Source organism: Flavobacterium sp., assembly GCF_050696275.1.
Taxonomy (GTDB): Bacteria; Bacteroidota; Bacteroidia; order Flavobacteriales; family Flavobacteriaceae; genus Flavobacterium.
Genome location: NZ_JBOGUT010000048.1, coordinates 1 through 15,194, shown reverse-complemented (window position 1 = coordinate 15,194; position 15,194 = coordinate 1). Strand labels below are relative to the sequence as shown.

Genomic DNA, 15,194 nt, shown 5'->3' with positions numbered 1-15,194 from the left:
TTAGATGCAAAATTGTAAGCAGGGTTTTTTCTGTAGTCAAAAGACGAACTCCATTTATAAACACTTATAAATTTGCATCTTAATTTTTTAATTAAAGTTGTTTTTTATCATAGAATGCGCTATCGGGTAGTTATTGGAATGGCTCTTCTTTTTTGTTTGTTTGAAACGATACATTTTAATAAACCATTGAAATTATTTACTTTTATAATCAATATTTTTTAAAGAAATAAATTAAAGCAGATAATGACAGATGATGCGTATTTAAATTACAGAATCTCAGTACCCGCAGAATTCAGTGACGTGTTTACGCATTTTTATTTCGCCGAAAATACAACGGATGAAACACTGATTAAAACTCTTTTACCAACATTTCAAACTATTCTGGTATTCTGCTTTGGCCCTGAAGTTACACTTAGTTCAAAACAAAACACAGCAATAACATTGGATAAATGTTTGGTACTTGGGCCTATAAAACAGGCTTTCAATTATACATTAAAGCCAGACGCTCAGATTCTGGTTGCCAATTTCAAAGACGACGCCTTTTATCGTTTTTTCGGTACAGCCACATTAGAACATATCCCATTCAATCCCGATGATTTACTGGCAGAAAATTGCTTTACTTACCTTTGGCATCAGATGGAACAATTGAAAACAGTCGAAGAAAAAGTAAATTTAATACTTAATTTTTGTAAATCGTATTTAAAAAGCCAAACCGGGATAGCTACTCTTTTGACCAACTTCAATGACGAAACTCAAAACCCTATTAAAGCGGTTTCTCAAATGAGCCAGCTTAGTGAAAGAGCCATTCAATACCAACATAAAAAACTCTTCGGATTTACAGCAAAAGAAAAAATGAGGTACCAGCGTTTTTTAAAAACCATCCAATACCTTCAGAATAACCCCAAAACGGTAAATTGGTTTGATATTGTCGAAGAGTATGGTTATTACGACCAAAGCCAGCTTATTCACGATTTTAAGCATTATATCAATCTCAGTCCCAATCAGTATTTGAAATTCCAGCAGGAAATCTGTATCGGTAATAGTATGTAGCCGTTTCGTTTTTTTACAATTCCAGTTCGTTGCTGCAACCTAATTTTGCTTCATAATAATAAAACAATTTAGTTATGAAACATTTAATAGTTTATGCTCATCCTGTTGAATCTAGTTTGAATGGCCATTTTAGAAAAACAGTACATGATATCCTTTTACAAAAAGGAAGTGAAGTTATCGTACGAGACCTGAATCAGATAGGTTTTAATCCTGTATTGTCTATTGAAGATATGGCAGGACAGCGACAAGGAATGGTAAGTCCTGATGTATTAAAAGAACAGCAATACATTACCTGGTCAGATAATGTCACTTTTATTTATCCTATCTGGTGGACAGGAATGCCCGCCATTATGAAAGGATATATAGACCGAGTATTCAGTTATGGCTTTGCTTATCGGTACGATCAGGGTGTTCAAAAAGGTTTATTGGGTGAAAAATCCGCTTATATTATTAATACTCATGGCAAATCGAAAGCAGAATATGAAGCCATTGGAATGGATAAAGCCCTCTCCTTAACTTCAGATAACGGAATATTTCAATATTGCGGCTTCCAGATAAAGCAACATTCCTTTTTTGATGGTGCCGATAGAGCTTCTTCAGATCATATTGAGCAATGGACCAGTGAATTAATCAAAATATACAACCGTTAAACATGGTAATATTTCAGAATTAATGATGGATTCTTTAAGAAAAAAAGCGCTTTGATAATCCATTACCAACTAAAAAAGGCAAGTAGATTACTTGCCTTTTTTAGTTGGTAATGCATTAGATAATTAAGCAATTACGCTATCCGTTTCAATAAAATCATCTTCGGTTTCTCCAACTGCTACTAACTCAGGTTTAGAAGCTTTAAGCGTATTAAATCTTTCTAATTTTTCAAGCTCGCCTTCTTCACTGCTGAAATAAGGAAAAACATCCATGATTGGAGATTCTGAAATACTTGGAATGGTGTAATCTCCCATTGTATTTTTCATTACAGTGATGGTATTATCATAGGCTTCTTTTACATCATTCGCCTGTACTAACATATACAGATTTGTCTTTCGCTCTTTGCCGCTTTCTTCGTCATAAGCTAATAAAGAAACTTTTGATCTAAACCAACGGTCAGCATTTTCGAAAGGATGTATCTCAGCATAATTAGCCACTTTTATATTCGTGATTTTAAATTCTTCACTAATGTAGGCAGACATCTCTTCATTAATTCTGCTTTCTGCTTCTGTATAGGATAACGCATCTACCAAGTAGGGTTCTGTCGTCACCTTTTGTATTCCGGTTTCGTCTGTTTTTCTGTATTTTACTTTGCATTCATACCAAATTGTGCTCATCTCGTTTTTTTTAAGGATGCCAAAGATAGATTTTAAAGAAAATAAAACTCACAATTCATAAAATAGATATTCACAATTTCAGAAAGATGCTTTACTATGATTTCCTTTGAATAAATTTAGTTTTTTATCTAATACAAAGTAAAGGCTGATTTACTTCGTCTGTTCGGCTAAAGCCTCGGGTGTAATCCGTGCCTACAAAGAAAAGCAACAAACTGCAACCGTAAAAAGTTGTAGTTTTGTTTTTTATAGGAAGCACATTAAAAGTTATAAGATTAGTAGTATAGTTGGAATGTGCACGGATTGCAAATCCGCCTATCGGGCGTCGTGCCATATTGTTTAGGGAAAAAAAAGTGATAAGAAACTACGTAATTACCCTTCTTTTTTTACGTATAAATCAGTCTTTTTTTGAGGTTTTGAGATTGGTCAATTAGAAAGAGCTATATTTCATTTGTCGCAAGTCACCCTATATTATCTTTTTTGCTCATTATCACTTTAGGGTTTCTGATGGATCTTTCTTCTCAAATAAAATAAAATGCTATTTTTTTTAAATAAAAAAGCTATAACTGAATAGTTATAGCTTTTGCTTTTAGTTTTGCTCAAAGCCAGGAGGCTTTGAACTGCTTGGCATCAAATTATGGAGGTTCTCATCTTGGAAATTTTACCATTAATCTGTTTTTATGATTTTCATTGTTTTTATCAAATCCCCTACTTCCATTTTCACTAAATAAGTACCATTGGCCAAATCAGACAGGTCTATTTCGGATTGGGAAGCATCGATATTCTTCTTCAACATTTCCTGGCCTAGTAAATTAACTATTGTTACTGCTGAAATATCAGAAGTATAAGATAAATGCAATACATCTTTTACCGGATTCGGGTAAACGGATAATCCTGAAGTCTCAAATGAAGGGGAACTTAAAGAAGCATCATACGCTGCAATCCCGAAATCAGTAATCGTATCATTAAAATATTCAAAAACATTGATGTACAAAGTGGAGCCCGGAGTCTGGCCGGTAACTGTTTTTAAAGAATAGTTTCCGATATCCGCACCCTGATCATCACAATCTATATATTCCAAGGCACCACAGGTACCTGAATAAAGGGCAATAACAGAATCAAATCCGGTGTCAGCGCCTCCAGCAGTGTTACCTGTTTCAATGGTAATACTGCCACTTGCCGGAACGACAATACTATACCAAACATCTTCACCCGCATAGCCATCACAGGAAACGGCAGGTACCTGAGAAGCGGTAGCGTGAAGATTGGAGCCATCAACTACATGACTTGTATACCCTGCTCCAGGAGTCAGTGCAATGGCATTGATGCATTCATCATTTGCAGGAGGACATTCAAAATAAGTTATTGTTCCCAATGGCAAGTTACAAACGGTATTACTTCCATGCTGTAAAATCAGTGTAACCTCAGATCCAAAAAGAAAAGGTCCCGTCTGGACATTCCCAACAGCCGTTACAGGCCATGTTGTGATCCCATCAGTTATGGAAGGTGTACCGCTTCCCAAATCGGTAACGTTAACCTGTACAAAAAACTGATTGGCAGGACAGTTAAAAGTAACATAAGTGCTGGCTGCCGGTTGACTGCAGGAAGCTACACCGACAGTAACAGTATAATCTTCAAATGTACCATAATAACCGTCAAAGCAAGGAGTAACAGGTCCGCTGTACTGACCTCCTATCCTCATCCGGTGATTCCCTAGGGCAGCAGTAGCAGGAATCATAAATACACCGGAAAGTGTCGTGGAGGAATCAGCCTCAGAAATTCCAGCATATACTTCTTCACCAATATCACTGAAATCCATATCATCATTCCAATCTATCCAGATTTTTGTTTCATACTCATACCCTGTTTCATACGTAATTGAAAAAGGAGTGAGCAAGCCCCGGTAAACATTGGTTGACATGGTACTGTAGTCACCATAATTTCCAACTTCGTTGGCGGTAGGATTGTTTATGGTCCCTATAGCAACATTGCTGATACCTAAACCATCAACAGTTTGCGGATTTGGGGTACAATAGCATCCAGTGGAGGCGGTGGTATAATTATTTACCGTACATCCCATGGCTGAACCTACAATATTATAAGGAACGACTTTCCAATAATAGGTGGAATTCTCCACCTGTTCATTTAAAATATAACTGGTATCTAATCCTATATCCTGATTGTTTACTATGTCCGTTCCTCCTGAGGTTGTCCCCACGGTAAGACGATAACCGTCAGCTTCAGGTAAAGCGTCCCACGAAATGGTGGTCGCAAAATTACCGCAGGCAGGATTTACTGCTGAAACAGGGTTGGTAATACACGCTGGAAGAACAGTAGGCAAAGCATCTACTTTTATATCATCAAGATACAATTCGTACATATAGGTTGTAGTGGAATGAAAAGCGATATAAACCGTCTGGCCGGCATAAGCACTCAAATCGTAGGAGAATTTCAGCCAGTTTTGCTGCGTAGGATTAACCTGGGCAGCAATGGTGGTGGTAAAATCAGTGGTGTTGTTTCCTGTATTAGAAAGTAAGATATCAAATGGCTCAGGATAAGCGTCCTGACGGTTTCCCGCCCAAACAGTTAATCTGTCAGAGACACCGGCCGTTACCGTAAATTGCTGCGTTATTAAATAATCATCATGTGCATCGAGCGAATACCTTATTTTTGCCACCATAGTGCCGGTATGGGCATCATAAGGAAAATCTATAGCCTCCGTTTCCCATGTGTTTTCATCTCCTCCGTTTACTACGGTCCAGGTGGGCGGGATTCCTCCTTCAAAACTCTCGTTAAATTGGGAATAGCCCTGGAAGGTAAAAGCTAGGAAGAGCATACATAATGCTGTAATTTTTTTCATAGTTCTTTTGGTTTTTTGGTTTATATAGGGTTGAAAATACTATCCCTACCACTCTTATTATAGGAGGCTTCTTTACCAATTACCGAAATATGAAAAGCAAAAAAAATAATTAAATCCACTAAAATCAATTCCTTGCAAAGGAAATTAACTATTTATCAAGCATTCCTTTACATTTATTTTTTTGTAGGATTTTTTACACGTTATCAATAGACTTCTTGAAATTATGGAAGGATAATGTGAATAAAATAACTATTCAAAATAAAATAAAAAGAATTGTTATTTTTACAAATAAAATGTTAGGAATATAATTTCATATAGTGTTACTTTTATAAGAGCCACTCCGTTTGTCGCAAACCACCCTTTTATTGTCATTTTTACACATTACTCCTTTCCTATTTCCGCTGCATCTTTGTCTTATCAATAACCATTAAAATTTAAGACAATGAAAAAAGAGAAAATCACATTTTGGACAACCACAATTATCATTTTTATTATGGAAGGACTGATTCCTGCCTTCACTTCACAAACAGAACTTGCCAAACAAGGCATAAGTCATTTACAGTATCCAGTATACTTTGGTAATGCATTAGTGGTTTTTAAAGTACTTGGTGCCCTGGCTTTAATTATTCCACAGGCTCCTAAACTTGTAAAAGAATGGGCTTACGCAGGCTTTAGTTTTGTGCTATTGTTTGCCAGCATCAGCCATTTTTCCGTTGACGGATTAGGATTTCAAGGTATACTGCCTTTGATTTTCTTTGGCATATTACTTATTTCTTACCGATTGTATCACAAACTAAATTTATAAAGCCATGTCATTTCAAGCGTATATCAACAACATTAAGACCAAGACAGGTAAAACCCCTGACGACTTTAAAAAACTGGCAGAAGAAAAAGGGTTTCTGGAAAACGGACAAATTAAAGCCACTGTAAAAGCAACACAAATCACGGATTGGCTCAAAAACGAATTTGAATTAGGCCACGGATATGCTATGACGATTTATGCCTCATTTAAAGGCAGGACAGAGTAAAAAGTAATCTTATTATTCAAAAAATGCCCACAATAAGTGGGCATTTTTTGTTCGTTGGAATGTATGCTCCAAATCTAAAAATTTAGTAATCGTCAGAAAATTTGTATATTTATGTTTTAAAAAACAAAATGAAATACAAGCAGATTTTGTAATTTCAATAACAAACCTTAACTAAAACAGTATGAATCCTGAAGTTGATTTTTATTTTGACGAGGCCGAAAAGTGGCAATCGGCCATTGAGAAATTGAGAATAATAATTCTTGACTGCGGACTGACCGAAGAATTAAAATGGGGTTCTCCCACTTATACGTATCAAGGAAACAACATCCTTCTAATACATGTATTCAAAGAATACTGTGCGGTTTTATTTTTTAAAGGTTCCCTATTGCAGGACACTCATGGTGTTCTGGTTCAACAGACAAAGAATGTACAGGCGGCACGACAAATCCGATTCACGAATATTCAGGAAGTAATTGAATCAGAAACCTTACTGAAAACCCATATTTATGAAGCTCTTGAAGTCGAAAAAGCCGGTTTGCAAGTAGTTTTTAAAAAGACGGAAGAATTTGCGATTCCTGAAGAATTCCAAAACAAACTGGACGAAATTCCAGACTTGAAAAGCGCTTTTGATTCATTAACACCAGGAAGGCAAAGAGGTTATCTTCTTCATTTTTCCGCACCCAAACAATCCAAAACACGAGAGTCAAGAATTCAAAAATACATGGAGCAAATTCTTCGTGGAAAAGGATTAGATGACTAACAAACTGATACTAAAATAACGCAACCATCTCTACTACTATTAATAACAACCCATTTAAAGATACTATTGAAATATGAAAAGTAATGATACGAAACTATCGCCGGAACAACATTCTGCACTAATCAGCACATTGAAAGAACGTTTTGAGAAAAACAAGAACCGCCATAAAGACCTTGAATGGGATAAAATAGAAGCAAAACTAAAAACGCATACAGATAAATTATGGTCGCTGAATGAAATGGAAAGTACCGGAGGTGAACCTGATGTTGTTGGTCAGGATCAACAGACTGGCGAATACCTTTTTTATGACTGTTCTCCGCAGACTCCAAAAGAGCGCAGAAGCCTTTGTTACGACAGAGAAGCATTGGAATCAAGAAAAGAACATAAACCCAAAAATAACGCTGTTGATATGGCAGAAGCTATGGGTATTTCACTTTTAACAGAAGAACAATATCGAGGCTTACAAGAACTTGGAACATTCGACACAAAAACATCAAGCTGGGTGCAAACTCCTTCTGCCATCAGAAAATTAGGAGGTGCTGTTTTTTGTGATTTCCGCTATGATACCGTTTTCCTGTACCACAATGGTGCGGAATCTTATTATGCTGTCAGAGGGTTTCGCGGAGTACTAAAACTCTGATATCTGTAAAATCTATCTTTCAGAACTAACTGTTTATTTTTACCTAAATTACAGACAGTTAACAAAATTTAACATCATTTATTTTTATTAATATACCAATTGGTATATTTTTATGCTGTCCAAAACAGCATCATGAATAAATCAGAAAGAACCCGTCAGTTTATAATCGAGAAAACAGCTCCTATCTTCAATACCAAGGGATATGCGGGAACTTCCATCAGCGATATCATTGAAGCTACAAAATTGACCAAGGGAAGTATCTATGGCAATTTCAAAAACAAGGATGAAGTTGCAGTGGCTGCTTTTCAATACAACTTAAGCAAAGTACAGGCTCTTATTTCGAATGAAGTTGCTAAAAAAGTGACCTACCGGGAAAAACTGAAATGCATTCCGCAATTGTACCTTGATTTTTTATCTGAAAAGTTTCCAGTGGGTGGCTGCCCTATCCTGAATACTGCCACAGAAGCTGACGATACTCATCCCGAATTAAGGAAACTAGCAAAGAATGCGATTATATCCTGGAATGAGAATTTAGTCACTTTGATTACAAAAGGAAAAGAGAAGAAGGAATTTAAAACGGAAACAAACGCAGCTGAAAAAGCACTACTCATCATCACCTTAATTGAAGGAGCCGTCATGCTGACAAAACTGACTGGGCTGACAAATTATCTCAAAACAGTAATGAACAGTGTTACAACACTCATAGAAGAATTGTAATTTTTTTTAAATAACAATATACCGATTGGTATAAAAATAAACAAGAATGAAAAACGTCAACATTATTTTAGCAAAAAGAACACCTACTGGAGGTTTCTTAGGTAGTTTATCTCATTTAAGCGCAACGGAATTAGGCAAAATAGCCATCGAAAATATCCTGCAAAACACTCCAATCCCGGCCACTGCAATCGATGCGGTTTATATGGGTAATGTATTGTCAGCGAATTTAGGACAGTCACCGGCACGGCAGGCTGCTATGTTTGCGGGCATTTCGGATAAAACAGATGCAACAACTGTAAATAAAGTGTGTGCATCCGGAATGAAAGCCGTAATGCTTGGTGCCCAGCAAATCCAGCTGGGAATCGATCAGGTTGTCATAGCAGGCGGTATGGAAAGCATGAGCAATGCACCACATTACACACTGCAGAGAAAAGGCAATAAATTAGGACATACCACTTTAATTGATGGTCTCTTGAAAGATGGATTGACTGATGTTTACAACAATTTCCACATGGGAAATGCCGCAGAAATTTGCGTAAGAGAATACCAGATTACCCGAGAAGAACAAGATAACTATGCTCTTTCTTCTTATAAAAAAGCAACTGAAGCAACTCAGGCCGGCAAATTTGCAAATGAAATAATACCAATCGGAATTCCCACTAAAAACGGGACTATTATGCTTACAGAAGACGAGGACATTTATAAAATTATTCCGGAGAAAATTGGGAAACTAGCTCCAGCTTTTGAAGAAAACGGTACTGTAACAGCAGCTAATGCCAGTAATCTCAACGATGCTGCCAGTGCTGTTCTTTTGGTTTCCGATGAAATAGCAGCAAAATACCAATTGAAACCTTTAGCCCGAATATTGGGATATGCTGATGCTGCTCAAGCGCCTGAATGGTTTACCACTTCCCCATCAATTGCAATTCCAAAAGCATTACAACAAGCCAATCTTGCGTTAGACGACATTGATTATTTCGAAATTAATGAAGCGTATGCTGCCGTTATTCTTGCCAATCAGAAAATATTAGGCATTAATCCCGATAAAATAAATGTATACGGAGGCGGTGTAGCGATGGGACACCCTATTGGTTCTTCAGGATCAAGAATTATAGCAACGCTGCTGTCTGTTTTACAACAGGAAAACGGAAAATATGGAGTAGCAGCTATTTGTAATGGCGGTGGCGGTGCTTCAGCAATAGTCATTGAAAAATTAACGCATTAAAAACAACACTATGAAAACACATAACAATACCATTCTGATCACCGGCGGCGGTTCCGGGATTGGATTTGAAATAGCAAAACTGTGCGCTGCAAATAACAAAGTCATTATTACCGGACGGGACGAGCAAAGACTGAAAACTGCTGTAGCTGGATTAGATAATGCCTCTTACATCGTTTGTGATGTTACGAAAGAAGAAGATGTTACCACTTTAGCCCAAACAATAGAAAACAAGTATCCTCATTTGAATCTGTTGATTAACAATGCCGGTAAAGTCTCTGTTTATAATCTTATTGAAAAAGAGATCAATGCTTTTGAAAAAGCTCAGGAGGAAATGCTGACCAATTATTTATCTGTGGTACGACTGACTGAAAAACTATTGCCAATTTTGACTACCAACAGCGAATCTGCTATTGTAAATGTTACCTCAGTGGCTGCAGTTGTTCCCAGCCAAAAACTCATTACCTATTCAGCAAGCAAGGCCGCTTTGCATTTCTACACGGTATCCTTAAGACGTCTTTTACAGGACACTTCCGTAAAAGTATTTGAAGTGATGCCTCCATTGGTGAATACCGAATTTTCAAAAGAAGTTGGAGGTGAAAATGGTATTTCTCCTGAACTGGTGGCTACAGAATTGCTCAAAGGGCTCCAGGAAAATCAGTTTGAAATCCCTGTTGGAGCTACGGTTATTGCTTATGAAGCCTATCTTGTTGCTGCTTTAGAAACTTTGGAAGCATCCAAAAACAACTAACCCAAAGTACTGGATTTTTTATATATGGATAAGAAATTAGTCGCTTTGGTACGATAAAATATGGTAATTTTGTTTTACAGAGCATAATTAACCTTCTTTATAATTCCATTTTGCTTATGACCAGAATCCTAAAAACAGTCCTGCTTTTGATTTGTTTATGTTCCTGCAGGCAACATGAACAGAGTCCGTTGCAATCCCTATTCAATTTGCCTAAAAAGCTGAAAGAAGTTTCCGGGATAACTTATATTTCAAAAAAGAACGCTTTCTATACTATTGAAGACAGCGGTAATGAAAATGTAGTTTACGAATTGGATTCCAACGGTAAAATAACTGCAGAAATACCTATTGAAGGAGTTGACAACACGGATTGGGAAGATATTACCACCGATGCTGACGGCAATGTATACCTGGGCGATTTTGGGAATAATGACAATAAAAGAACCGATTTGGCTATCTATAAAATCCAAGCGGATGCCATGACTGATAAAAAGGGAATTACTACAGAAAAAATCAGTTTTTACTATCCGGAGCAAACTGAATTTCCTCCTAAAAAAAGTGAGTTGTTTTATGATGCGGAAGGGTTTATCTATTACAAGAATTATTTTTATGTGTTTACCAAAAACAGAAGCAAACACTTTGATGGCACTACCCTACTGTACAGGATTCCTGCTACAGCCGGACATCATAAAGCGGAATTGATGGATTCATTTAAAACCGGAGAAAATTATAACAATGGTGCTATAACTTCAGCAGCCATTAGCCCGGATGAAACAAAAATAGCTTTACTCAGCCACAGCAAAATATGGCTTTTTGAAGGTTTTAGCGGCGATTCTTTCTTTAAAGGAACAGTAACCAAACTGGATTTACAGCATTACTCTCAAAAAGAAGCAGTGACTTTTAAAAGTAATACCGCTGTTTTTATTGCAGATGAAAAAGTAAAAAAATCAGGAGGAAACGTTTATGAGTATGCAATTCCGGAGTAAGGACTTGTTTTGCAAGTGGGTCAACCATAAAAAATCTAACCCGATAGCCCGCTGCTCAAAGTCTCCCAACTTTGAACAATACTAAAACAAAAGCATAGTTGATTTATTATATTTGATAAAACTATTTCTACGCCATGAGGATATGTACATAAAAAAGGCAAATTTTATACATCATCTCCAATCAATTTATGGAATTCTAAAATTGTTAAGTTATTTAATGCACTATGTCTTCTACAGATATTGTAATAATTTTCAATATAATCAAAAATAGATTGTTCAGCATCTTTTTTAGTATGATACGTGTTTTGATTAATTAGTTCTGCCTTTATCCTACTAAAGAAACTTTCCGCTACCGCATTATCCCAAAAAGTATGTTTCCGACTCATGCTTTGCACGATTGACGGGCATTTTTTTAATTCAGTTACAAATTCCTTACACGCATATTGTGTTCCTCTGTCAGAATGAAAAATTAAAGGATTAGATTCTTGTATTGGTCTGTTAAGTAATGCTTTTTTGAATGCTTCAACTGTGGTGTCTTTAGCTTTCAGGGTTTGGCTCAATGTCCAGCCAATCACTTTTCTGTCAAATAAATCAAGAACTATAGTTAAATAGATCCAGCCTCCATTTTTCATATAGATATAAGTAATATCTGAAACCCAAACTTCATTGGAGCGCGTCACTGAAAATTTTTGCATCAGGATATTATTCATAACTGGGTATTTATGTGAAGAATTGGTCGTGATTTGATATTTTTGCTTAACTTTCCTTTTTAAACCTGCTTTTACCATAAAAAGACCTACTGATGTTTGATTGGTTTTAAAACCCGCAATTTGTAACTCTTTTGCAATCCTACGGCAACCATATCTCCCTTTATTTTCAATATAAATTCTTCTTACTTCCGCTTCCAGTATTTTGTTATGTTCTAATTGTTTTGAAGGTTTCCTTTTTAGCCATCGATGATATCCAGCACTCCCTATTTTTAATGCCTTACACATTTTTGAAATTGAATAAAGAGATATATTCTCTTTGATAAATACGTATTTTTCCCGAGGTTTTTTAAAAAGATATTCTCTCCCTGCTTTTAATATATTCAATTCTTGTTTTATTTCTTCTAACTCTTTTTCTAACCTTCTGCATTCTTTTTTTAATTGAATAATTTCAATATTTTTTACTTTCTCTATTTGAGCTTCAGGGCTAACGAATTCTCCTTTACGATATGCTATTCTCCAACGAACAAGTCTATATTTAGAGATACCTAACAATTGAGCAACGGGCACGATAGTACCTTTTTTATTACTCATTGCTATGGCTTTCAATTTAAACTCCAAACTGTATGCTTTCCTGCTTTTAACTATAGAGGGAATTCCTATAAGTTTATCTTTGCTATATTTGACCCTCCAATATTCAAGATTGATTTTGGTGATACCCAATTGCTGTACAGTTGTATTTATAGCATTTTTAGCATTACTCATAGAGATAGTGTTGAGTTTAAAGCCGAGACTGTATTCTCCCTGGAGTAAGTCTTTGGCAAACTTATTTTTACATAATGATGACCTCCAGTACATTAGATTGTTTCTGGTAATGCCTAGTTGTTGTGCAATTGAATTGATGCTGCCTTTTTTATTACTCATGGCTATAGCATCCAGTTTGAACTCCAAACTGTAGTTTTTCGGAGGAGAAGGAAGTGTCTCAGTAAATTTCCCTTTCCAGTACTTACTTCTCCACTGTATAAGAGTATAGATATTAATGTTCAATTCTTGAGCGGTGGTGCTTATACTTCCTCTTTTATTGCTCATGGCTATCGCCTTGAGAATAAAGTCTACATTGTATATTCTTTTCATGTTCAAAGATACTTGCTCTAATTTTTGATATTGAGAAATTTGCATTTAAATATTTGATTATTAATAAAGTAAGTTAGAAATGTTAAATTGTTTTCTTAATTTGTGACAAAAAAAATAATTTTAAAGGTTTTGTCACAACTCTCGTGACAAAAAAATAATTTTTGAAGAAATTGTCACAAAAGTTGTGACGAAAAAATAATTTAAAAAAAAAATGTCACAAATGGAGCAAACTACTATAAAAGAACTGCTTGGTTTTTCTCAAGAAGAAATTTCAATAGTATTAGGTATTACGAGGAGCCAATGGGCAATGTATGAAATAGGGAAGCGTGATTTACCTTTGAAAGCTAAAAAGGAACTAACAGCTATCTTATTACATCTTCAAGAAATAAAAGAAACATTTGAGATAGAACAGAAATATTCAGCATCTGAACAACTTAAAATAAAGAAATGGCTTGAACAGGAATATCACAAGGTTGAATATAAAAAACAAGTAATAACCAAAAAGAAAGATAGGATAGAAAACAAAAGGGCGGGGTGTTTCGCTGCTTTAAAAACGATACATTTTCTTGAAAATCAAATGGGTGATACTCATACTGCAATATTAAATGTGATAAAAAAAAGAGTGTCCGCTACTCTAAATAGATATCCTTTACATGAGCTGGAAGATTTAAAAATGCAGGAAGAGCATTTTGAAATGTTAAGAAATAGGTTAGAGTTAAAAATAGCGAACAATCTAAAAATAATTGAAAATAAATTTATATGAATATTTCACAATCACTTTCGCGTTTAATTAAAAAAGCAAAAATTTTAGGATTAAATGATATAGATGTTCAAAATTCTACTGAAATGTTAGAACATAATGAATTTGAACTATGTTTAGATATTGTATTAACACAGTTATATGAATATGATATAAAAATTGATGAAGAGTTTTATGATCTTAGTTTAGTCATTCTGTCTAATCTAAAAATTAACATTAAAGAATATGATTATATAGAAGAATTACGGTAATGCCCCGCAATTTCAACAAATCCGCTATGGGGTTTTATACAACCACCAACACATCTGACCCGAGCTCAAAGAGCGAACAGAGCGTAGCTATACACGAACTCAGTTCTAAAGCCATTTTATTCGATTTAAGAGTATATATAATAAAAAAACAACCCGAAGGTTGTTTTAATTTTCTCGTTGTAAAATTATAAATGTCTGATTGTTAGCAATGGGATTGTTTAAAAACACTCCACCAACACATTTGATACATTACCACATTACCACATCAATCAATCCCATATATATCGGCTTTTTTTATCCAAAAAAAAGTTTTATTATTTTTAATATATTTAATTTTAAGCCAATCCCCATTTTTCTCATAAACAAGGATTAAATCATCTTCAATTAAATACGATTTTTTTTTAGTTAATTGATTAGGTACAAAATATAAAATTGATTTTGGAGACTTGATGAAATCTAACGAGCAATTTACATGATTTGATTTGTTGGTATAGCTAAAATGCCATCCACGTTTCAAATCAATTATTCTTTGACAAGGTAATATCATTTCATTAGATTTAATAATAACTTCATTACTATTATAAGTCAAGTATCCTTTATATATAATCTTTTCGATTGGGTTATAAATTGAAATATTTGAGTCATTTAAATTACCCCAAAAAAATATTTTGCAATTTACTTCTTCATTTATATTTATATAACCATATAATTTTTCGCCATTCACAATTACTTCTAATTGACCTTCATCATAAATCCCACTCTTTACTTTATTTCTATATTGAGAAAGACAAGAAGTCGTAATAAGTAAAAACAAACAACTATTTACAACTATTTTGTTTAGATAATTCTTCATATTTATTTTCCATTCTTTTGTCATAATCTCCGATAGCGCATTCTATGATAAAAAACAACTTTAATTAAAAAATTAAGATGCAAATTTATAAGTGTTTATAAATGGAGTTTGTCTTTTGACTACAGAAAAAACCCTGCTTACAATTTTGCATCTAAC

17 protein-coding genes are annotated in these 15,194 nt (G+C 34.9%); 12 read left to right on the top strand and 5 right to left on the bottom strand.

The window, feature by feature from the left end; translation table 11 throughout:
- Window positions 1-243: 243 nt before the first annotated feature.
- Both ACRDEC_RS16445 and ACRDEC_RS16440 read left to right on the top strand, forming a co-directional pair.
- Window positions 244-1,050, top strand: coding sequence for a helix-turn-helix domain-containing protein (locus tag ACRDEC_RS16445; protein ID WP_431499460.1), 807 nt, complete (start codon window positions 244-246; stop codon window positions 1,048-1,050).
- 74 nt (window positions 1,051-1,124) lie between these two features.
- On the top strand, window positions 1,125-1,700 hold the full coding sequence (locus ACRDEC_RS16440; protein ID WP_431499459.1) for an NAD(P)H-dependent oxidoreductase: 576 nt from the start codon (window positions 1,125-1,127) through the stop codon (window positions 1,698-1,700).
- A gap of 123 nt (window positions 1,701-1,823) precedes the next feature.
- Here ACRDEC_RS16440 and ACRDEC_RS16435 read toward each other — a convergent pair whose 3' ends face one another.
- From ACRDEC_RS16435 to ACRDEC_RS16425, 3 genes are all read right to left on the bottom strand, one after another.
- Window positions 1,824-2,375, bottom strand: coding sequence for a DUF4494 domain-containing protein (locus tag ACRDEC_RS16435; protein WP_431499458.1), 552 nt, complete (start codon window positions 2,373-2,375; stop codon window positions 1,824-1,826).
- Window positions 2,376-2,499: 124 nt separating this feature from the next.
- The gene (locus tag ACRDEC_RS16430; RefSeq protein WP_431499457.1) at window positions 2,500-2,706 is read right to left on the bottom strand and encodes a hypothetical protein; all 207 of its coding nucleotides are present in this window, start codon (window positions 2,704-2,706) and stop codon (window positions 2,500-2,502) included.
- A gap of 333 nt (window positions 2,707-3,039) precedes the next feature.
- Window positions 3,040-5,232: a choice-of-anchor J domain-containing protein gene (locus ACRDEC_RS16425; RefSeq protein WP_431499456.1), complete on the bottom strand. Its 2,193-nt coding sequence runs from the start codon at window positions 5,230-5,232 to the stop codon at window positions 3,040-3,042.
- A 442-nt stretch (window positions 5,233-5,674) separates the two neighbouring features.
- On the opposite strand from ACRDEC_RS16425, the gene ACRDEC_RS16420 reads away from it, so the two are divergent.
- The 8 genes from ACRDEC_RS16420 to ACRDEC_RS16385 all read left to right on the top strand — a co-directional run bounded on the left by ACRDEC_RS16420 (window position 5,675) and on the right by ACRDEC_RS16385 (window position 11,333).
- Window positions 5,675-6,037 carry a DoxX family protein gene (locus tag ACRDEC_RS16420; RefSeq protein WP_431499455.1) on the top strand — a complete coding sequence of 121 codons (363 nt, stop codon included), beginning with the start codon at window positions 5,675-5,677 and terminating at the stop codon, window positions 6,035-6,037.
- Window positions 6,038-6,041: 4 nt separating this feature from the next.
- Window positions 6,042-6,260: a DUF4287 domain-containing protein gene (locus ACRDEC_RS16415; protein ID WP_431499454.1), complete on the top strand. Its 219-nt coding sequence runs from the start codon at window positions 6,042-6,044 to the stop codon at window positions 6,258-6,260.
- Window positions 6,261-6,441: 181 nt separating this feature from the next.
- Window positions 6,442-7,020 carry a YdeI/OmpD-associated family protein gene (locus tag ACRDEC_RS16410; protein ID WP_431499453.1) on the top strand — a complete coding sequence of 193 codons (579 nt, stop codon included), beginning with the start codon at window positions 6,442-6,444 and terminating at the stop codon, window positions 7,018-7,020.
- A 73-nt stretch (window positions 7,021-7,093) separates the two neighbouring features.
- Window positions 7,094-7,660: a DUF4256 domain-containing protein gene (locus ACRDEC_RS16405; RefSeq protein ID WP_431499452.1), complete on the top strand. Its 567-nt coding sequence runs from the start codon at window positions 7,094-7,096 to the stop codon at window positions 7,658-7,660.
- A gap of 132 nt (window positions 7,661-7,792) precedes the next feature.
- Window positions 7,793-8,377, top strand: coding sequence for a TetR/AcrR family transcriptional regulator (locus tag ACRDEC_RS16400; protein ID WP_431499451.1), 585 nt, complete (start codon window positions 7,793-7,795; stop codon window positions 8,375-8,377).
- Window positions 8,378-8,423: 46 nt separating this feature from the next.
- Window positions 8,424-9,602 carry an acetyl-CoA C-acyltransferase gene (locus tag ACRDEC_RS16395; protein WP_431499450.1) on the top strand — a complete coding sequence of 393 codons (1,179 nt, stop codon included), beginning with the start codon at window positions 8,424-8,426 and terminating at the stop codon, window positions 9,600-9,602.
- 10 nt (window positions 9,603-9,612) lie between these two features.
- Window positions 9,613-10,350 carry an SDR family oxidoreductase gene (locus ACRDEC_RS16390; protein ID WP_431499449.1) on the top strand — a complete coding sequence of 246 codons (738 nt, stop codon included), beginning with the start codon at window positions 9,613-9,615 and terminating at the stop codon, window positions 10,348-10,350.
- A 116-nt stretch (window positions 10,351-10,466) separates the two neighbouring features.
- Entirely contained in the window at window positions 10,467-11,333 is an 867-nt protein-coding gene (locus ACRDEC_RS16385; protein WP_431499448.1) for an SdiA-regulated domain-containing protein, read from the top strand.
- A gap of 164 nt (window positions 11,334-11,497) precedes the next feature.
- Here ACRDEC_RS16385 and ACRDEC_RS16380 read toward each other — a convergent pair whose 3' ends face one another.
- Complete coding sequence (locus tag ACRDEC_RS16380; RefSeq protein WP_431499447.1) at window positions 11,498-13,219, bottom strand: IS3 family transposase; 1,722 nt, start codon at window positions 13,217-13,219, stop codon at window positions 11,498-11,500.
- Between the two features lie 175 nt (window positions 13,220-13,394).
- Here ACRDEC_RS16380 and ACRDEC_RS16375 point away from each other — a divergent pair, with 175 nt between their 5' ends.
- On the top strand, window positions 13,395-13,937 hold the full coding sequence (locus tag ACRDEC_RS16375; RefSeq protein WP_431499446.1) for a hypothetical protein: 543 nt from the start codon (window positions 13,395-13,397) through the stop codon (window positions 13,935-13,937).
- The gene (locus tag ACRDEC_RS16370; RefSeq protein WP_431499445.1) at window positions 13,934-14,185 is read left to right on the top strand and encodes a hypothetical protein; all 252 of its coding nucleotides are present in this window, start codon (window positions 13,934-13,936) and stop codon (window positions 14,183-14,185) included. Before ACRDEC_RS16375 ends, ACRDEC_RS16370 begins: the two co-directional genes overlap by 4 nt.
- A 265-nt stretch (window positions 14,186-14,450) precedes the next feature.
- Here ACRDEC_RS16370 and ACRDEC_RS16365 read toward each other — a convergent pair whose 3' ends face one another.
- On the bottom strand, window positions 14,451-15,038 hold the full coding sequence (locus tag ACRDEC_RS16365; protein ID WP_431499444.1) for a hypothetical protein: 588 nt from the start codon (window positions 15,036-15,038) through the stop codon (window positions 14,451-14,453).
- Window positions 15,039-15,194: the final 156 nt, after the last annotated feature.